Origin of the sequence: Klebsiella sp. 18074, from assembly GCF_902705905.1 — a bacterium.
Taxonomy (GTDB): Bacteria; Pseudomonadota; Gammaproteobacteria; order Enterobacterales; family Enterobacteriaceae; genus Klebsiella; species Klebsiella terrigena.
The window spans coordinates 93,290-111,864 of record NZ_CACSIS010000019.1 but is presented as its reverse complement, the minus strand read 5'-3'; the positions used below and the strand labels follow the sequence as shown (position 1 = coordinate 111,864).

The window sequence follows — 18,575 nt, the reverse complement described above, 5'->3', positions numbered from 1 at the left end:
GATTATCCGTCCGATGTATTTCTGGAACGACGTGCATTCAACCTGGCTGGAAGCCGGCTATCAGCGCGTTGACTACGATCAGGGTGGCGACAACAAGGGCTGGAAGCTGACGCTGTCGCAGAACATCTCTATCGGGATGGGGCCTGAGTTCCGGCCGATGCTGCGCTTCTACGTCACCGGCGGCCAGGTGGATAATAAACATACCGCTAAGGTCAACGGCACCAGCAGCGACCAGCTGGATTCGCTGAACGTCGGCGGCATGTTCGAGGCCTGGTTCTAAGTCAGAAAGCAGTCCCGGGCCGCGGCGTGAATGCCGCCCCGGGACGCTTTAAGGCCCGAATATATTACCGCTGGCTCATCCGGCGGGCGATTCGCTCAAGCTTGATCATCAGCAGTAGCGTCACACCAACCAGCACAATGGTCAGCGCCGAGCCGTCGGCAATATTACCGCGATCGGTCAGGCTAAAAATGGCGACCGGCAGGGTCGTCCAACCCGGGGGGTAGATCATGACCGTCGCCCCAAGCTCACCCATCGATAAAGACAGGCTCAGCGCCAGCGCGGAGATCATCCACGGCGCCATGAGCGGCAGGGTCACGTAGCGCAGGCGATACCACGGCGACGCGCCCAGGCTGGAGGCCACGTTTTCTATATCCGCAGAAATACGTGCCAGGCCGGTGGCGACATTGCTGAAAGTGAAGGCTGAAATCAGTACGAAGTGCGCCGCCAGCACAATCCAGAAGGTACCGTTCATCTGCAGGGGCCCCTGACTGAAAGCAACCAGAATCCCCAGCCCGACAGAAACCGAGGGGATCGCACTCGGCAAATAAAACGCCAGGCCGAGATATTTTTGCAGCGTTACCCCGTACTGACGCAGGGCCAGCGCCGCCCACATCCCGCAAAGTAGCGCCAGCAGGCTGGCGCAAAAGCCGACCGTCAGGCTGGAGAACAACGCATCCCACGCCGCCCCTCGGAACGCATTGACGAAGTGTTCCAGGGTAAAGCCGGACGGCAGCAGGCCGTTCCACTGCTTGCTGAGGCTGGACATCAGGATCACCGCCAGCGGCAGAAAGAAAAACCCGGCGAACAGCACGACCGCCAGCGCTCCCGCCGCGGTACGGCCTTTACGCGACCAAATTAACATTCGTTATCTCCTTACCCCGGTACGCGCCGCGGCCAGTCGATAAAGCATAAACAGCCCCAGCGACAGCAGAATATTGATCAGCGCAATCATGCAGGCCACGCCGTAATCAGACTCCAGAATGGCTTTGCTGTAGACCATCATCGGCAGGGTATTTACCCCTTTCGCGCCAATAAACAGCACGATGCCGAACTCGTTGGTGGTGAGCAGCAGACACAGGCTACCCCCGGCCATCAGCGCCGGCAGCGCCGCCGGGAAAATCACCTGCGTAATCACCCGCAGCGGATGGGCGCCGAGAATGCTCGCCGCCTCCAGCTGGCTTCGATCGATCTGGCGCAGCCCCGCCATCAGCGGACGCATCACCAACGGGGTGAAAACGGTAATTTCCGCCAGAATGACCCCCTGAATCGAGTAGAGGAAATCGACCGGCGGAAGGGTAAAGGCGAACAGCGACATCAGAGTGCCGTTCAGCAGCCCCGCTGAGCCATAGATAAAGGTAAATGCCAGCGTAATCAGAAAGGTTGGCAAAGCAATAAAGGTATCGATAACCCGCCCTATTAGCTGACTCCCTGGAAACGGAATGAACACGAGGATCAGCGCCAACACGCTGCCAAGCACCAGGCAGCCAAAGGTAGCCAGCAGCGCAATTTGCAGCGTATTGAACAACGCACTGATAAACCGGCGAGAATTCATCACCTGCCGGAAGGTCTCCAGGCTCAGGTGGCCGCTGGCATCGCGCAGGGCCTGTTCGGCAATCAGCATCAGCGGATAGAAAAACAGGGTGACCAGCAGCAGCAGCGGCAGTAACAGCCACAGCAAAGGCCGAAGGCGATGTGCCGGGCGCGGGAGAGTTAATATCTGCGGCATCTTTACACCTCAATCAGCACAGCATCGCTCGGTTCAAAGTACAGCACCAGCTTGTCACCAGCACGGAGGAGTGGGTTCACGTGCGTCATCACGATCCGTACCGCTTCGCCCGCTACATCACACAGCAGATGAGTCAAATCACCCTGCCAGTGAACCGATGTCAGCGTCGCATTGAGCCGGTTGCTGGCCTCTGAACGCGGCGTCAGGCTCATGTGCTGCGGACGAATGCACAGCAGCTTGTTACTACCATGCTGTCCACCCTGGCTGAAGGCGCTGATCAGGCCGCCGCCGCAGCTGGCGTTGACCAGCCCCGGGCTGGCGCTATCTTTCAGCGCCGTCGCCTGCAGGATGTTGGCGCGACCGAGGAATTCAGCGCTAAAACGGTTGGGCGGATAGTGATAGAGCTGACGGGTTTCGCCATGAGCGATCAGCGATCCGTCCTTCATGATGCCAATCCTGTCGGCCAGGGTCAGCGCCTCCGTCTGATCGTGGGTAACGTAGAGAATAGTCAGCTCCGGCAGCTCGCGGTGCAGGCGGGCAATCTCTTCCACCATGTTGTGGCGAATTTGCGCATCCAACGCCGAGAGCGGCTCATCAAGCAGCAGCACCCGCGGGCGTACCGCAATGGCGCGAGCAATTGCGACGCGCTGCTGCTGGCCACCGGAGAGCTGGTGCGGGTAGCGGGTTGCATACTCCGCCATCCCAACAATTTTCAGCGCCTCTCTCACCCTGTCGGCAATCAGCGGTTTCGGCTGCCTCTGCGCCCGCAGGCCGAAGGCCACGTTATCCTCCACCTTCATATGTGGGAATAAAGCGTAGTTCTGCACCACCATCCCCAGGCCGCGCTTATAGGGCGGTACATGGGTCACATCGGTCTCACCAATGAGAATCCGCCCGCCCGCCGGCTGCACAAACCCGGCAATGGCTCGCAGAACCGTAGTTTTTCCGGAGCCGGAGGGGCCAATCAGCGCCAGGACTTCGCCCGGCTCAATGGTCAGTGACAGCGGCTTGAGCACCACGTTGCCGTGATACGACACGCGCAGAGAATCGAGCGTTATCCCGGAAGTCCCCGTCGCCGACGGGGAGGAGGCCGTTGATTTCATCAGCATCAGGCTTACTCGCTGTCGGTCACTTTATGCCAGCGGGCAATATCCGCCGAGAGCGATACCGCGACATCATCCCAGTTGGGTTCCCAGCTTTTCACGCCATCCAGCGCCGACTTCGCTACCTGATAGTTGCCGTCGGTCGGCGTGACGTCACTGCGCACCGGCAAACCCCAGGAGAGGGCGCTGACGCTCACTTGCGCCGGCTTATCGAGCAGGAAGTTAATCAGCTTTTTACCGTTCTCTGACTGCGGGCCGTTCTGGACCAGACCCACGGTATACGGCAGGGCCAGCGCGCTACGCTCCCCTTTATCATCCGCCGGCCAGAAGATTTTGACGTTCGGGTTCCGCGCCATCTGCGAGAGGTTCATCTGCAGGTCGCCGTTCGCCACAAACAGCTCCCCTTTATTCACCAGCGCGGTCAGTTTGCCGGTGGAGGCCGAAGGGCCGACGTTATTGGCCTGTAGCTTACCGAGATATGCAAAACCCGCGTCTTTACTGCCCAGACTGTGGAATGCCTGCAGCATCACCGCGGTTCCGTCACCGGCCTGGCCCGGCGTCGAATACTGCAATTTATTCTTAAAGCGCCCGTCCAGCAGTTCCTGCCAGCTTGCCGGTGCGGCCTGCAGAAGCTGGCGGTTATAGATAAAGGTCAGGTAGTTGTTCACCAGCGGCGAGTAATGACTGCTGGCGCCAGGAATCGACTCGCTACCCTGCGGCATAAATTCAGCTAACAGATGCTCTTTAGCCGCGCGTTGGATAAACGGCGGGACCGTCACCAGCACGTCAGCCTGCGGATTGGTTCGCTCTTTCGCCAGGCGTTCAACAATCGCCCCGGAACCGCCTTCAACATACTGTACTTTGATGCCCGTCGCTTTAGTGAAGGCGTCGAACTGGTTCTGATACCAGCTGTTATCGCCATCATGCAGGCCGTCAGCGGAATAGACAGTGACCACCCCATCGGCCCAAACCGGGGAGCTGGTCAGGACAAATACGGACAGCAGAGCAAGTCGGGAAAGTTTCATCGTGTAAGCCTCATCGAGTTAGTCATTAATCTGGTCTACACCAGATTTGTTTTAACGCTACCGAGGGTTTATGACAAAACGATGAATGAAGTGTGTCGAAAGGATTAAAACGGGGCGCGCGGTTGGTTTTCCCCGGAGGCGGCGCAGACGCGCCTTCTCCGGGCTACCTGCCCGCAGATGGCCGATCGGCGCAGCGCCAGCGGGGAGATAGCACACGCAGGGAGAGCGGAATCAGTGGGTATCAACCTCGATGCGCAGGCTATCGTGGCGCCAGTACTCAATATCATAATCGAGGATCCTCCCGTGCTGATCGTAGTTGAGTCGGCGCAGCAGCAGGGCCGGACGCCCTTCCATTACGCCTAGTGCCTGCGCAGCCTGCACTGGCATCGAGGTTGGGTAGAACGACAAATGCATGCTGGTATAGATCAGATCGTAATGGGCTTGATAGATTTCGGTCAGACTGCCGTTGAGATCGTAGCGCAGTAGCTCCGGCACGCGGGCGGGGAGGCAGTGGTTTTCGCTGTAGCAAATCGCCCGGCCGTCGGCATAGCGCAAGCGCGTCAGGAGATACACCTGATCGAATGCCTGTAGCGCCAGGGGCGTCATCACATCCAGCGGTACCGTCGTTAAGCGGCCGTCCAGCAGCACGGTTTTCGGCTCCCGCCCCTGCTCCAGACACAGCTTATGAAAATTGGTATTTTGCGTGGGATCCAGCCAGAGGCGCTCCGGCGTCACGAACCAGCCGCGGCGGTCGGCGCGATAGATAATGCCGCTAGCTTCCAGCTGCGCCAGGCTCTCACGTACCGTAATTCGCGTGGTATTAAAAATAGCGCACAGCTCGCGCTCCGACGGCAGCTTATCGCCGCTTTTCAACGCGCCATTTTGGATACGAGCCTGTAGCTGCGCCTTAATCAGCAGATACTGCGCCGTCTCGCCAGAAGGTGATTTCATGTTTACTCACAAGCAGATGTGTTATCGCCATTATACCTGGCCAGATGAATTTTTTGTTGCAACGTGACTTTTTCTTTGACCTTTTGCCGTAACCATCGCCATCATAAACGCAAATCTGGTATAGACCAATGGTGAAAAAATGACTTCGCGTAATTACCTGCTGCTGACCCCCGGCCCGCTTACAACTTCCCGTACGGTGAAAGAGGCCATGTTGTTCGATAGCTGTACCTGGGATGATGATTATAATCTCGGCGTGGTACAGACCATCCGCCAGCAGCTGGTTCAGCTGGCGACGCCGGCCGAGGGCTATACGTCGGTCCTGCTGCAGGGCAGCGGAAGCTACGCCGTCGAAGCGGTGCTCGGGAGCGCAATTGGCCCCGATGATAAGGTGCTGATCGTCAGCAACGGCGCCTACGGCGCGCGCATGATTGAGATGGCAGAACTGATGAGGATTGCCAGCCGCGCCTACGACTGCGGCGAGGTTACCCGCCCGGATAGCGCAGCGATCGAACAGATCCTCCAGGACGACCCGGCGATCACGCATATTGCGATGGTGCACAGCGAAACCACCACCGGCATGCTCAACCCGATCGAAGAGGTTGCGGCGCTGGCGCAGCGCTACGCGAAACGCTATATCGTCGATGCGATGAGCAGCTTTGGCGGCATCCCGCTGGACGCGTCGGCGCTCAATATCGATTACCTGATCAGCTCGGCGAACAAATGTATTCAGGGCGTCCCGGGCTTTGCCTTCGTCATTGCCCGCCGCACGGAACTGGAAAAGTGCAAAGGCCGCTCGCGCTCGCTATCGCTGGACCTGTACGCCCAGTGGCGCTGCATGGAGGATAACCACGGGAAATGGCGCTTCACATCCCCAACCCATACCGTACTGGCCTTCGCCCAGGCGCTGAAAGAGCTGGCGCAGGAAGGCGGTATTGCCGCACGCCATCGGCGCTATTGCGCCAGCCAGCGCCGCCTGGTTGCCGGTATGCGCGAGCTGGGCTTCCAGCCTCTGCTGGACGACGCGCTGCACTCACCGATTATCACCGCCTTTTACTCTCCGGACGCGCCGCAGTATCGGTTTGCTGATTTCTATCAGCAGCTGAAAGCGCAGGGTTTTGTCATTTATCCGGGCAAAGTCTCGCAGAGCGACTGCTTCCGTATCGGCAACATCGGCGAAGTGTACGATGCCGACATTACCGCCCTGCTGACGGCTATCGACAGCGCGATGTACTGGAAAAACTAAGGAACTGCCATGAACCGTATTACCGCACTGATTCTTGACTGGGCCGGCACCACCGTAGACTTTGGTTCCTTTGCGCCGACGCAGATTTTCGTTGAAGCCTTCCGCCAGGCGTTCGCTCTCGACATCACCCTCGAAGAAGCCCGCGTGCCGATGGGGCTCGGCAAGTGGCAGCATATTGAAGCGCTGGGGAAACTCCCCTCTGTCGACGCCCGCTGGCAGGCAAAGTTCGGCCGCGCAATGTCTGTCGCCGACATCGATGCTATCTATGCCGCCTTTATGCCGCTGCAAATTGCCAAAGTGGTTGATTTTGCTGCCCCGATCCACGGCGTTGTCGATACCATTGCCGCGCTTCGCGCCGACGGGCTGAAGATAGGCTCCTGTTCCGGCTATCCGCGTCCGGTGATGGAAAAGCTGGTACCCGCCGCCGCCGCCCAAGGCTACGCGCCGGACCACTGGGTCGCCACCGACGATCTCGCTGCCGGAGGGCGTCCGGGCCCGTGGATGGCATTACAGAACGTGATTGCTTTAGGGATCGATGCGGTTGCCCACTGCGTGAAGGTGGATGATGCCGTGCCGGGGATAAGCGAAGGGCTAAATGCCGGAATGTGGAGCGTCGGACTGGCGGTTTCCGGTAACGAGTTTGGCGCAACCTGGGAAGAGTATCAGGCAATGACGGCGCAAGAGATTGCCGGCCGCCGCGAACGCGCCGCGGCAAAACTTTACGCCGCCGGCGCACACTATGTGGTCGATACACTGGCCGATCTGCCGGCCGTGATTAGCGCGATTAACGCCCGCCTGGCAAAGGGCGAACGCCCGTAGAGTTTCACGGGCGGCGTAAACACGCCGCCCGGCTGTACTTATTCCCCGCTGCTCTCATCCCCAAATCTGGCTCTTTCTAGCAAATATGACCATCCTGTAATGCCGATCACACTTTACTGCTGGCAACGGATTTGTTCAGGAAAGACAGCCGGATCATTAAGCTTTTTTCTCCACGCCCGGAATATATTAACTCTATTCCAGTAACCAGGATTGGCGAATAACGAAACCACGGAGAAAGATAAATATGGCAGGTCTTTATTATGGTGTGGCCTATTACGATGAGTACATTCGTGAGGAGCGTCTGGAAAAAGATATCGAGATGATGGTTGCCGCTGGCATTAACGTTGTCAGAATTGCGGAATCCACCTGGAGCACGCTGGAGCCTGAAGAGAATACGTTTAATTTCTACCATATCGATCGCGTGCTCGACGCCATGCACCGCGCGGGCATCTCCGTTATTATCGGCACGCCAACCTACGCCATCCCAGGCTGGCTGGTGCGTAAGCACCCGGATGCGCTGGTCACCACGCCAGGCGGTCATGAAAAATATGGCCGTCGGCAGATTATGGATATCGTTAACCCGCATTTTCTTCAGCATGCCGAAAAAGTTATTCGCGCTCTACTTAATCATGTTCGCCATCATCCAGCTATTATTGGCTATCAGGTTGATAATGAAACAAAGCATTATGACAATACCGGTGAATATATTCAGGCTGCGTTTAAAGCATCGTTGAAAAAAAAGTTTCCGAATATCCGTCAGATGAACGATGCCTTTGGGCTTGAGTACTGGAGCAATCGCATTGATTGCTGGGAAGATTTTCCCCCTGTCGCCAGCACCATCAACGCCAGCCTCGGCTGCACTTTTGCCCGCTTTCGCCGGGAGAAGGTCGCGGAGTATCTGGCCTGGCAGGCCGATATCGTGCGGGAATACGCGCGTCCAGAGCAATTTGTTACGCAAAACTTCGATTTTGAATGGCGCGGCTATTCTTTTGGGCTTCAACCGCAGGTCGATCATTTCTCTGCCGCGCAGGCTATGAGCGTTGTCAGCGTTGACGTTTATCATCCCGGTCAGGACCATCTTAGCGGGCGGGAAATAGCCTTCAGCGGCGATGTGGCGAGAAACCTGAAAAATGGGCGCAACTATTATGTTATGGAGACGCAGGCCCAGGGCTTTGCCAAATGGACTCCGTGGCCCGGCCAATTACGCTTACAGGCATTCAGCCATATCGCCAGCGGTGCCAGCATGGTTTCTTACTGGCACTGGCATTCCATCCACAACTCCTATGAAACCTACTGGAAAGGGCTTATCAGCCATGATTTCGCCCCAGGCCCTACTTACCAGGAGGCAATGACTATTGGTCAGGAGATGGCTCAGTTGTCCGGCGTTCTTAACGAACTGCGCGTGGAAAACGATGTAGCGATTCTGATCAGCAATGATTCGATGGAAGCCATGAACTGGTTTAAACCCGATACTCCGCAGCCTGGGCTGAACAACCACGGTCATTACGTTTACAACGATATCCTGCGACGGTTCTGGGATGCGCTTTATAACAATAATGTCGCGGTGGATATCATCAACTCCCTTGACCCGCAGAACAGTCAATATAAGGTCGTGGTTATCCCGGCGCTCTACTGTGCAACTGATGAACAGCTTGAGCGTATCAATCAGTTTGTTGAAAACGGCGGTAAAGTGCTGATTGGCTTTAAGTCCGGATTTTGTGATGAGAATGTCAAGGTGCGCGCTGAAACCCAGCCTGCGATAGTGAATAAATGCTGCGGCGTCAGCTACAGCCAGTTCGTCATTCCAGAAAACGTGGGGCTGCGATCTGAAACTAAGGCGCTGGTTTGCGCCCCTGATGAACACCCGGAAATGTGGATGGAGTTGCTGACGCCGATTGCTGAAAAGACCGCCGTTCTGCTGCGTTATGACCACCCGGTCTGGGGAAAATATGCCGCCGCCACGCTGTCGAATTACGGTAAAGGGCAAGCGCTCTATGTTGGCTTCCTGCCCTCCAGCAAGGTGATATTTGACCTGTTTAGCGCGCTCTCATCAGATACGGTGCTGGTCTCCTCTACGCCAGAGTATCAGTGGCCGCGGGTTGTTCGCCGCGCCGTAAACAGCCGGGGCGAGGCGGTGCAATTTATTTTCAATTATTGCGCCACGCCTGCAACAATCAGTACTGAGGCTGAAGTGACGGAACCACTGAGCGGGAAGCGATATCATCAGGGAGAACGCGTTGAGATTGATGCCTGGGGCATGCGGTTGTTTGTGAAATCACGGTAATTTTCGCGAGGTGGTGTATGTGTTTTACCTTTGATGCGTATCTGGTGGCTGGATTCACACCGGTTATCCGTAGCGGTCCCCTCGATACCCCGATAGACCGTCCGGACGGAATGGAAGGGTATATTATTAATATTACCGTGAGGGGAAAAGCATGGGTAAAAACTAAAGAAGGCACATACATTACCTGCGAAAAAAATGACTTACTCATTTTTCCACCCGGCGTGCCGCATCATTATGGCCGAGATGAAAACAGTGATTGCTGGGATCACTTTTGGATTTACTTTATTCCCCGTCCTTATTGGCATAATTGGCTCACCTGGCAAGGTAGCGAAGGTGAACCTGGCAAGCTTACGTTAAAAAGTGAGCACGATGGTGAATTAATGAAGGCGCTGTTCAGCGAGGCGATTACCTTCTTTTCTGACGGCGACACGCTGTCGGAGGCGATATCGATGAACGTCCTTGAACGTATCATCCTGAATTGTTATCGACTACAGGAAGATACACAGAAGAAAACGCGCGATGCCAGAGTGGAGGAGGTATGTCTCTATCTGAACCGGCATATCACCGAGGATTTGAGCATCGCCGACCTTGCCGCGCAGGTCTGTTTGTCGCCGTCTCGTCTGTCTCATCTGTTCCGCGAAGAGACTGGGCAGACCATTAATGAATGGAAAGAAGAACAGCGGATATATCGCGCCAAAAATATGCTGCAAAATACCGCACTTTCTATCTCTGATATTGCACAATTAAGCGGATATAACGATGCATTTTATTTCTCAAGGATTTTTCGTCGCCACTGCGGAGTCTCCCCTCGGCGATACAGAAATAATTATATCAAGCTTATTCCGGATAAAAGAAGCAACTCCAGTGGCACTTGAATTTTAATAAACACTACCTTTAAAAATAAAAGGTTTACTCTAATGAATACGAATAGCACCGACAAAACCATTAATTTTGGCGGGTGGTCTGCGTCAGTCAGTAATGAAAAACAGCCGAAACCCCCAGTACTTTTAGGTCTTGCCGTCGGAATCGGCGCGCTGCTGTGGCTGGCCCCATTTATGGGACTCAATTCCGTTCTGAATCCGGCTAAGCTCAGTCGAATTATCGGCGGGGGTTCAGAGGTTAATAATTTTCTTGCTCTGCTTGGCACCCTCGGCGCGGTCACCTCAACGATTACCACCATTATTATCGGTGCGCTGTCTGACCTCACGCGCTCCCGCTGGGGCCGCCGGACGCCGTGGATTTTATCCGGTTCGGTACTGACCGCCCTGGTGATGGTGGGGCTGGGAATGATTGAAACCAAAGAGCTGCTGTGGATTTTTATCATTCTCTGGTGCTTATTACAGACCTTTATAAACTTTGTCGTTGCACCGCTGATCGCCGTCATTGCTGACCGCATCGCGCCAAAACACCGGGGGTTAATTTCCTCCATTTATGCGGCGGGTTTTATCATCGGTCAGTACGGTGGCCCGGTGGTTGGCGGGTTCTTTCTTAGCGATAGCAATCCAGAGCTGGTCAATACCGGTTATTACGTTCTGGCGGTGGCGATGCTGCTCTCCGGCCCGGTCGCGGCGATCATTATCAAAGAGCCATCCAGCCTCGGCATGCCGCGGCAAAAAATCGACCGCAGCAACTTTGCCCAGTACTTTATTTTTCCGGTACGCAATGCGCGCGACTTTTACCTGGCGCTGTTTGGCAAGATGCTGATTGCCATCACGATTACCGCTTTTAGCGTTTACCAGCTCTTTTTCCTGACCAGCGGAATGGGGCTCAATAGCGCCGATGCCGGGAAGTATATTTCTCTGGCGGGGGTCGCCACGATGATAACCGCGCTGATCTTTGCCCCTATTTCCGGGCCGATTTCCGACAAACTGCGCACCCGCAAAAAACCGGTGTTTCTCGCCGCCGTGTTGATTGCCGTCGGGACGGTGATTCCGTTTATTTACGCACAGCCCGCTGCAATGATCTGGTACGGAGTCGTCGCTGGTATTGGCTCAGGGATTTTCTTTTCGATCGATCAAGCATTGAATCTGGAGGTGCTGCCTAATCCCGAGAACTCAGCAAAAGACCTCGGCATTCTGAATTTTGCCAATACTGGTGCGCAAATTCTGGGGCCCGTATTAGGCGCGATTCTGTTTAGCGTGGTGGGTAACCAGTATCTGCCCATCTTGCCTATTCTGGCCGTTATCGCGCTGGCAGGTGGTGGACTGATTATGATGATAAAACAGGTAGATTGAACGCTATCCCCCGGCGAGCACTGCGCCGCCGGGGTTATTTTTATGATGAAATCCGCACCTTCGTTGCCACCAGCAGCCCGGTCAGCAGCATCAGGGCGCCCGAGATAATCAGCGGCGACAGCAGGCCCAGGTGGTCGAGCGCCACGCCGCCAACCGCGGCCCCGCAGGTATTCGCCAGCTGAATCACCGCAACCTGGATCGAACCGGCCTTTTCCGCCTGGTCCGACAGCGAACGGGTGATCCACGTTGACCAGCCCACCGGGATCAGGGCGAAAGCAAAGCCCCAGATAATCGCCACCGCGGAGGCCACGATCTGGCTTTCTCCCCACAGCACCAGCACCGCCGCACTGGCCGCCAGCACCAGAGGCGCCGTCGCTAAGGCGGTTTTCACCGAGCGCTTCAGGAGCATCGACGACAGCGAGGTCCCGACAAAGCTGGCAATTCCAAAGCTCAGCAGCACCAGCGTCAGGCCATCAACGTCAAAGCCCGCGAGGGTCATATAGACCGGGCGAATGTAGGTAAAGAAGGAAAATTGGCCGGCGAAGGCCATGAAAATAGCGCACATCCCGGCCATTACGCCGGGACGCTTCAGCAGGCTCAGCATGTTTTGCTGCTGATGCGGCGCTTCGCCAGGCAGCGAAGGCAGTACCTTCAGTACCCAAATCGTGCACAGCACGCCCATTACCGCCGCCGCGTTAAAGACGTTGCGCCAGCCAATAATGCCGCCGAGGAAACTGCCCAGCGGCGCGGCAATTACCAGCGCAATCGACACCGCCCCGAAGATAACCGACAGCGCTTTTGGCACCACCCGCATCGGAACCAGACGCATGGTCAGCGACGCCGACATCGCCCAAAATCCCCCTAGCGCCAGCCCCAGGCAGGCGCGCCCCACCAGCAACAGCCAAAAGCTGTTGGCAAACGAGACCAGCAGGCAGGAGAACGTCAGCAGCACGGAAAACAGGATCACCACATAGCGGCGATCGGTGGTGCGGATAAGGGTCGTAATAAACAGGCTGGCAAACATCGCCACAAACGCGGTCGTGGTGACCGACTGTCCGGCCATCCCCTCGGAAATGCCTAAATCCTGCGCCATCGGCGTCAGCAGGCTCACCGGTAGGAACTCAACGGTAATCAGGCAGGCGACGCAAAAGGCCACCGCAAAAACCGCCGACCAGTTTGGCCGTGAAACTTCATTGCTCTGCGATTTGCTCGTGGTGCGGATATGTTCTGTCATGGCGTAACCTGAAGCTAAAAACGTACGGAAAAGCAGCGCAGTCTATCATCAAAATTGTGACGAATTTAACATTTTGACAGCTTTTCTTTCATTATCACGCTCAGTCAGATAGCCACAGCGTAATTCATGGATAAATTCAACGACGAGACAAATGGGAAGCGCAATGACTCGTGATATTAATGCAGATAAAACACCCCCTCTTCCGGCAGGAAGAGCTGGTTATAGCGCAGCTGGAAAGCGTTGAGTTCCTGCGGATCGGGCTCTATTTCGCGCATAAAGCCAAGCGTCAGGCGGATTTGTGCATCGGTGATTGGCGCGGCAAGCCGGGCTTTACGCAGCAGACGGTACCAGCTTTTCAGATTCTCTTCGCTGCCATCAACAATACAGACCTGCCAGATTAGCAGCACCTGCGCGGCATTCTGCAGATGGGCCTCATCGGGGCGCTCAAGGTAGCGAATAAACTCGGTTCCAGCCGTTTTACCAAACTGGTCGATCATCGACTCAATCGCAACCGGCGTAATCCCCAGTCGTTCGTTTAAGCGTTTGATCGCCCGGCGGGAATCAGAGGTCAACACCCGAAATCCGACCACAAACACCACGCCAAGCGTTGCCAGTATTATCCAGACCATACGTTCTCCTTAAATCAGCCGCTCATCATAGCGGGAAACACCCGGTCTCGACAGCAGGCAGCGCCAGATTAGTGAACTGAAAAAAGGGAAAAAACGACATGCAGGCAGGCCTGCGGACGCCAGCTCTTAACCGGCTAAATTCAGGGATGACTAAGGGGGGTGGCTGCAAGAGACCCGTCAACGGCAGTTGGCAAAAACGGGAGAAACGGGAGAAACGGGAGAAACGGGAGAAACGGGAGAAACTCATTGTTAGTTTCATGACGAGTTTTATTTCTCGCTATACCATTTCAATTTATACTCTAAATAATTCAAGTTGCAGGACGGCGGCAAGGGAGTGAATCCCGATGAGCTTACACCAGTAAGTGATTCGGGTGAGCGAACGTAGCCAACACACATGCAACTTGAAGTATGACGAGTGTATAATACTATTCAACAACCCATACATATCTTTTATACAATACGCCAACTTATTATTGATTCTGCCTGGAATACATTTTTTACGTGACATCTGTAATAACGCTAGCACTCCCCTTCACCTTGACTTTAAGATTATTCGCGCAAACTCACCATCCTTTACCATTAATTTAAGGAGTAGCATCGATATAAATATCAATAAGGGCTCAGGAGGATATTAAATGCCAGTAGATGAAAGGATAAGACCCACATCAGGAACGGCGATAAACCCAGGTGGCGTAAGACAACTAACAATTGGTGAGATCGCTCTGGCGAAAACGCTTTTTGGCGAAAGCCTCAACTATAGTCGGATTTGGGTACACCGTGAAAGCTACTTACCCTTTAACCTTCAACCCGTTGATGTGGCTATGACCCCTAACGGTGAACTATGGTTCAGAGAAGAAACATATTCACCAGATTTCTCATTAGAGCGAGAACTCGCAAAGAAACATATATTCATGCATGAAATGGTTCATGCATGGCAAACCCAAAAAGGCATGTTTGTCAGGACAAGAGGGTTATTCTCTCGCTTCGCTGATTATAGCTACAGCCTGGATAAAGCAGACTTTCTCCATTATGGGTTAGAGCAACAAGCATCAATCGCCAGTGATTATTGGCTATTGATTAATTATGGTTTCGAAGGTAACCGCGAATTATATGAATATCGTGATTATACGTCAAATAAGTCTCTTTATAATTTAATTCATAAATATAAATCCGTTATGAAAGGATTCCCCGGATGAAAAGACTCTTCATTGCTCCTTTAATCTTCCTTCTTTCGGGTTGTCCAGGAGGTCAGCCAGCCCCTTCTCAGCGTAGCGTCTTTGTTCATGGGAACACCCTTTGCTTTAGTGTAAATAAAAATGACACTTTAGAGTATTACAATATCTATTATTACCCAAAAGGTCATTATACGGTTATTAAAAGCAATGACCAAATAAATGTATCCTACCCCAACACATGTTTTAAATTTAAACTAAAAAATGGTTATCAATACAATATCTATTATGGTCTGAACGGTAAGCAGCACACAGATTCATTCTTTATTGATAACGATGGGAGATTATGAAAATGTCATTACCAGCGTATTTATTTTTATATGACGAGAGTGGAGTTCAGGTAAAAGGCGACTGCCTGATGCCAGGTAGAGAAGGCGCCATTGAAATCATGAACAGTAGCTACGGCGTAAGGCAAGGTGTAGATAGTATTATCTGGAAGCATGACAGGGACACGACAGCACGATCCTGTTACCGGCCATAAACAGTTAGATAAAACGAGCCCCTTTTTTGCTATTGCTGTTTGTGAATCCAAACGCTTACAGAAAGCCGTAATAAAATATTATGCGATTATAGAGGCAGGTGTTGAAGTAGAACTATATAAAATCACATTAGATAGCGTAGTTATTTCTTCGGTTGATTTTACACATGTCTACTATCCTGGCAGCTCTTCTCCGAATATGCATGAAGTTATAGGATTAAGATTTAGAGGGATTGAATGGAACTATCTTAGAGGGAATATAAAGTACGATGATGCATGGATGAAACCAGCAAAAAACCATCGGTAGATCAGGAGTGGCCAAAATGCCCCCTCCTTACAGCAGATATAAAAAAAGCCCGGCGGGAAGGCCGGGCAAGGTTACCAATACCTGATGCCTCAGGCGGTCTGCAATCTTTGTTTCTTCTTCTCACGGCGAATTTTACGTTCTTCGAATACCGCCACGATAGCCATCAGGCAGATACAACCGATGGCCGCTGCGTCCAGCGCTGCGAAGGTGCCCGCCCAGCCGGTGAGGCCGAAGACCGGCGTGCCGTCGGCAATCATCCCGAGGCCCAGCTTGGCGAAGCTGTCGCCAATCAGGTAGGCGAAGGTGCCTTTGATACCGTCCGCTGCGCCAATCGCTTTTTTCGGCACAAAACCGACGGCGGCGACGCCGATCAGCAGCTGCGGGCCAAAGACTAAAAAGCCGAGGGCAAACAGCGACATCAGATAGACATACTGATTGCTGGCATGCTGGTAAACGCCGAGCGTCGCAATGATCAGCGCCAGCGCGACGCAGGCAACCAGCGCCCGGCGGCCGTTGGCCAGATCCGACAGCCAGCCCCACAGCAGGGTACCAACCAGCGCGCCGACTTCAAACAGGGTAAAGCCCTGAATCGCCACCTCTTTTGACAGCTTCAGCTCCTGGAACGCGTAAACGGTTGACCACTGGTCGATGCCGATACGCACCACGTAGAGGAAAATATTGGAGAAGCACAGCAGCCAGATAACTTTGTTTTTCAGCACGTACTCGACGAAGATCTGCCACTTGGTCATCGCGCTATCTTCGGTCTCTTTATCCTCTTCGCTGATCTCCTCCCCGAACAGCTCTTCGGCATTGCCGAGGCCGTAGGATTCAGGGGAGTCGCTACCAAAACGCAGGCCGATAAAGCCCACGACCAGCGCGATAATCGACGGGAAGATAAACATCCCGATGACGTGACCGTCGAACAGGTAGTTGGCGCCAAACAGCGCGACCCCTGCCGCGCCCGCGCCGCCGAGGTTGTGGGAGATATTCCACATCCCGAGGTACGATCCGCGCTTGCGTCGCGGCGTCCACTTGGTAATCGTCGAGTAACTGCACGAGCCGCCGGTGCTCTGGAAGAAGCCGCTCAGCGCGTAGAAGGCGATCATCAGAAACAGGCTGGTCGACCCGGCGCCCATGCTGGCGCTGAAGCCGAGCATACAGATGGCGGAGAGGATCAGCATAAACGGCAGGAACTGCTTGGTATTCTTGCCGTCTGCGTAGTAGGAGACCAGCGTTTTACCCACTCCGTAGGTGATGGAGAAGCCCAGACCAATCATCCCCAGCTGCGTCATGCTCAACCCGTAGGTCGAAATCATATCGTTTTGAGCGATGTTAAAGTTCTTGCGGATCAGATACATGGTCAGGTAGCCAATAAAGACCACCAGATAGGACTGCATGAACGGTTTAAACCACATCTTGCGCCGCACGTCGAGCGGCAGATCCAGGGTCGGTTTACGTACCTGGTTTAGAAAGGCCAGCATAGGACACTCCAGGTTTTCCCTTGATGCCTCAGGCCTCAGGTACGTTGGCGACGCTCGCCTGCCGCCTTCCTGCAACATGAATTATTTTGGGAAAATGCTATTGAATGACCGCTATTGTAAAAACTGGCCGTGCGGCTTACCTGAGACAGCGTCCAGGTGAAACCGGGAAAATTTCTTAGTTTTGCCGCACTCAGGGCAAAAAGGAGAGCCAGGTCACGCTTCGCTGGCGGTTCTCGGCGCCTGGGCGTTTAAAAATGGCAGCAGCAGCAGCGCCGAAATGCCGGCGGCAATGGTAATCACCACAAAAAAGCCGCTCCAGTGCCAGACGTCCATCACCTGCGCCAGCGGCCAGCCGGAGAGCGAGGCCCCCAGATAGGCAAATAGCCCGACAAACCCGGTTGCCGCGCCCGCCGCGTCCCGATGTGAGCACTCCGCCGCCGCCATGCCGATCAGCATCTGCGGGCCGAAGACAAAGAAGCCGGTGGTAAAGAAGCAGGCGGCCTGCATCACATAGCTGGCAAACGGCATCAGCCACAGGCCGCCTACCGACAGCATTATCCCGGCGGCAAAAATCAGGTTCATCGGTCCGCGGTTGCCGTTGAACAACTTATCCGAGCCCCAGCCGGCCACCAGCGCGCCGATAAACCCGCCCAGCTCAAACATGGTCACCGCCGAGTTGGCGGTCACCAGATTGACCCCCAGGGTCTCCGACATGTAGAGATTGCCCCAGTCGTTAATCGCCGCCCGCACCACGTAAACCAGCACGTAGCAGAGCGACAGCAGCCAGATATAGGGGTTTGTTAGTACGTACTTGTAGAGGATCTCCCTGCGCGTCAGGCCCTGCCCCTCCTGCTGCTGGGCGATCTCCAGCTCATCGTGACGCCAGTCGCCTACCGCGGGCAGCCCCACCACCTGCGGCCGGTCGCGCAGCCGCCAGCAGAGAAACAGCCCGGCGAGGATTGCCAGCATCCCGGCAATCATCATCCCGGCGCGCCAGCCGTAGTGCAGCGCCGCGGCGCCGATGACCATCGGGATCAGCGCGCCGCCGACGTTGTGGGCGGTGTTCCACAGCGCCCACCAGCCGCCGCGCTCGGTACGGGAGTACCAGGACGTCAGCAGGCGGGCGCACACCGGCGAACCCCACCCCTGGAAAAAGGCGTTCAGCGCCCACAGCAGCGCAAAGGCCCACAGCGAGGTGGAAAAGCCGAACAGGATATTGACCACGCCGGTCGCAATCAGGCCGAGGCCCATAAAGTAGCGGGCGTTGGAGCGGTCGCTAACGATGCCGGATAAAAATTTAGACAGCCCGTAGGTGATGTAAAACAGCGTCGCCAGCAGGCCGATGTCGCTGCGGGTCAGCACGTTGCTGGCGAGAATTTCCGGCACCGCGGCGTTGAAGCTTTTGCGCGTGAAGTAGAACAGCGCGTAGCCCAGCCAAATGGTCAGCAGAATATGGCGCCGCCAGTAGCGATAGCGTTCGTCGAGGGCCTGCTTATCGACTATCGGCGCGGCGTCGGGCGGGGATTTCATAAAGGTAAACATCTTCGTT

At 54.9% G+C, this 18,575-nt stretch carries 18 protein-coding genes; 9 read left to right on the top strand and 9 right to left on the bottom strand.

Features of this window, described 5'->3' with window-relative positions; all coding sequences use genetic code 11:
• The coding region (locus tag GVK32_RS18900) for a carbohydrate porin (RefSeq protein ID WP_200842906.1) at positions 1-280 on the top strand (280 nt) is incomplete at its 5' end.
• 64 nt (positions 281-344) lie between these two features.
• Here GVK32_RS18900 and phnV read toward each other — a convergent pair.
• From phnV to phnR, 5 genes are all read right to left on the bottom strand, one after another.
• Complete coding sequence (phnV, locus tag GVK32_RS18895) at positions 345-1,142, bottom strand: 2-aminoethylphosphonate ABC transport system, membrane component PhnV (protein ID WP_159871699.1); 798 nt, start codon at positions 1,140-1,142, stop codon at positions 345-347.
• Between the two features lie 3 nt (positions 1,143-1,145).
• Positions 1,146-2,006, bottom strand: a complete 861-nt coding sequence (gene phnU / locus GVK32_RS18890) for a 2-aminoethylphosphonate ABC transporter permease subunit (RefSeq protein ID WP_159871696.1) — start codon at positions 2,004-2,006, stop codon at positions 1,146-1,148.
• A 2-nt stretch (positions 2,007-2,008) separates the two neighbouring features.
• A complete protein-coding gene (gene phnT, locus GVK32_RS18885) occupies positions 2,009-3,115 on the bottom strand; it encodes a 2-aminoethylphosphonate ABC transport system ATP-binding subunit PhnT (protein ID WP_159871693.1) in 1,107 nt (368 codons plus the stop codon).
• Between the two features lie 5 nt (positions 3,116-3,120).
• Positions 3,121-4,134, bottom strand: coding sequence for a 2-aminoethylphosphonate ABC transporter substrate-binding protein (phnS, locus tag GVK32_RS18880; RefSeq protein WP_159871690.1), 1,014 nt, complete (start codon positions 4,132-4,134; stop codon positions 3,121-3,123).
• A gap of 231 nt (positions 4,135-4,365) precedes the next feature.
• A complete protein-coding gene (gene phnR, locus GVK32_RS18875; RefSeq protein WP_132512492.1) occupies positions 4,366-5,085 on the bottom strand; it encodes a phosphonate utilization transcriptional regulator PhnR in 720 nt (239 codons plus the stop codon).
• Positions 5,086-5,224: 139 nt separating this feature from the next.
• Here phnR and phnW point away from each other — a divergent pair, with 139 nt between their 5' ends.
• The 5 genes from phnW to GVK32_RS18850 all read left to right on the top strand — a co-directional run bounded on the left by phnW (position 5,225) and on the right by GVK32_RS18850 (position 11,665).
• A complete protein-coding gene (gene phnW / locus GVK32_RS18870) occupies positions 5,225-6,328 on the top strand; it encodes a 2-aminoethylphosphonate--pyruvate transaminase (protein WP_159871687.1) in 1,104 nt (367 codons plus the stop codon).
• Positions 6,329-6,337: 9 nt separating this feature from the next.
• Positions 6,338-7,147 carry a phosphonoacetaldehyde hydrolase gene (phnX, locus tag GVK32_RS18865; RefSeq protein WP_159871684.1) on the top strand — a complete coding sequence of 270 codons (810 nt, stop codon included), beginning with the start codon at positions 6,338-6,340 and terminating at the stop codon, positions 7,145-7,147.
• A 244-nt stretch (positions 7,148-7,391) separates the two neighbouring features.
• Complete coding sequence (locus GVK32_RS18860) at positions 7,392-9,431, top strand: beta-galactosidase (protein ID WP_159871681.1); 2,040 nt, start codon at positions 7,392-7,394, stop codon at positions 9,429-9,431.
• Positions 9,432-9,448: 17 nt separating this feature from the next.
• Complete coding sequence (gene araC, locus GVK32_RS18855) at positions 9,449-10,306, top strand: arabinose operon transcriptional regulator AraC (RefSeq protein WP_159871678.1); 858 nt, start codon at positions 9,449-9,451, stop codon at positions 10,304-10,306.
• 42 nt (positions 10,307-10,348) lie between these two features.
• The gene (locus GVK32_RS18850) at positions 10,349-11,665 is read left to right on the top strand and encodes an MFS transporter (RefSeq protein WP_159871675.1); all 1,317 of its coding nucleotides are present in this window, start codon (positions 10,349-10,351) and stop codon (positions 11,663-11,665) included.
• A gap of 40 nt (positions 11,666-11,705) precedes the next feature.
• Here the strand turns inward: GVK32_RS18850 and nepI are convergent, their stop codons facing one another.
• Together nepI and GVK32_RS18840 are read right to left on the bottom strand one after the other, a co-directional pair.
• Positions 11,706-12,899: a purine ribonucleoside efflux pump NepI gene (nepI, locus tag GVK32_RS18845; protein ID WP_159871672.1), complete on the bottom strand. Its 1,194-nt coding sequence runs from the start codon at positions 12,897-12,899 to the stop codon at positions 11,706-11,708.
• A 176-nt stretch (positions 12,900-13,075) separates the two neighbouring features.
• Positions 13,076-13,528, bottom strand: a complete 453-nt coding sequence (locus GVK32_RS18840) for a DUF1198 family protein (protein ID WP_159871669.1) — start codon at positions 13,526-13,528, stop codon at positions 13,076-13,078.
• Between the two features lie 635 nt (positions 13,529-14,163).
• Here GVK32_RS18840 and GVK32_RS18835 point away from each other — a divergent pair.
• From GVK32_RS18835 to tssD, 3 genes are all read left to right on the top strand, one after another.
• Positions 14,164-14,724 carry a type IV secretion protein Rhs gene (locus GVK32_RS18835; protein WP_159871666.1) on the top strand — a complete coding sequence of 187 codons (561 nt, stop codon included), beginning with the start codon at positions 14,164-14,166 and terminating at the stop codon, positions 14,722-14,724.
• A complete protein-coding gene (locus tag GVK32_RS18830; protein WP_159871663.1) occupies positions 14,721-15,050 on the top strand; it encodes a putative T6SS immunity periplasmic lipoprotein in 330 nt (109 codons plus the stop codon). Before GVK32_RS18835 ends, GVK32_RS18830 begins: the two co-directional genes overlap by 4 nt.
• Before the next feature lie 150 nt (positions 15,051-15,200).
• Complete coding sequence (tssD, locus tag GVK32_RS18825) at positions 15,201-15,545, top strand: type VI secretion system tube protein TssD (RefSeq protein WP_227697875.1); 345 nt, start codon at positions 15,201-15,203, stop codon at positions 15,543-15,545.
• An 89-nt stretch (positions 15,546-15,634) separates the two neighbouring features.
• On the opposite strand, the gene uhpT is transcribed toward tssD, so the two are convergent.
• A complete protein-coding gene (gene uhpT / locus GVK32_RS18820) occupies positions 15,635-17,026 on the bottom strand; it encodes a hexose-6-phosphate:phosphate antiporter (protein WP_123709507.1) in 1,392 nt (463 codons plus the stop codon).
• Between the two features lie 213 nt (positions 17,027-17,239).
• Positions 17,240-18,568 carry an MFS transporter gene (locus GVK32_RS18815; RefSeq protein WP_159871660.1) on the bottom strand — a complete coding sequence of 443 codons (1,329 nt, stop codon included), beginning with the start codon at positions 18,566-18,568 and terminating at the stop codon, positions 17,240-17,242.
• Between the last annotated feature and the right edge of the window lie 7 nt (positions 18,569-18,575).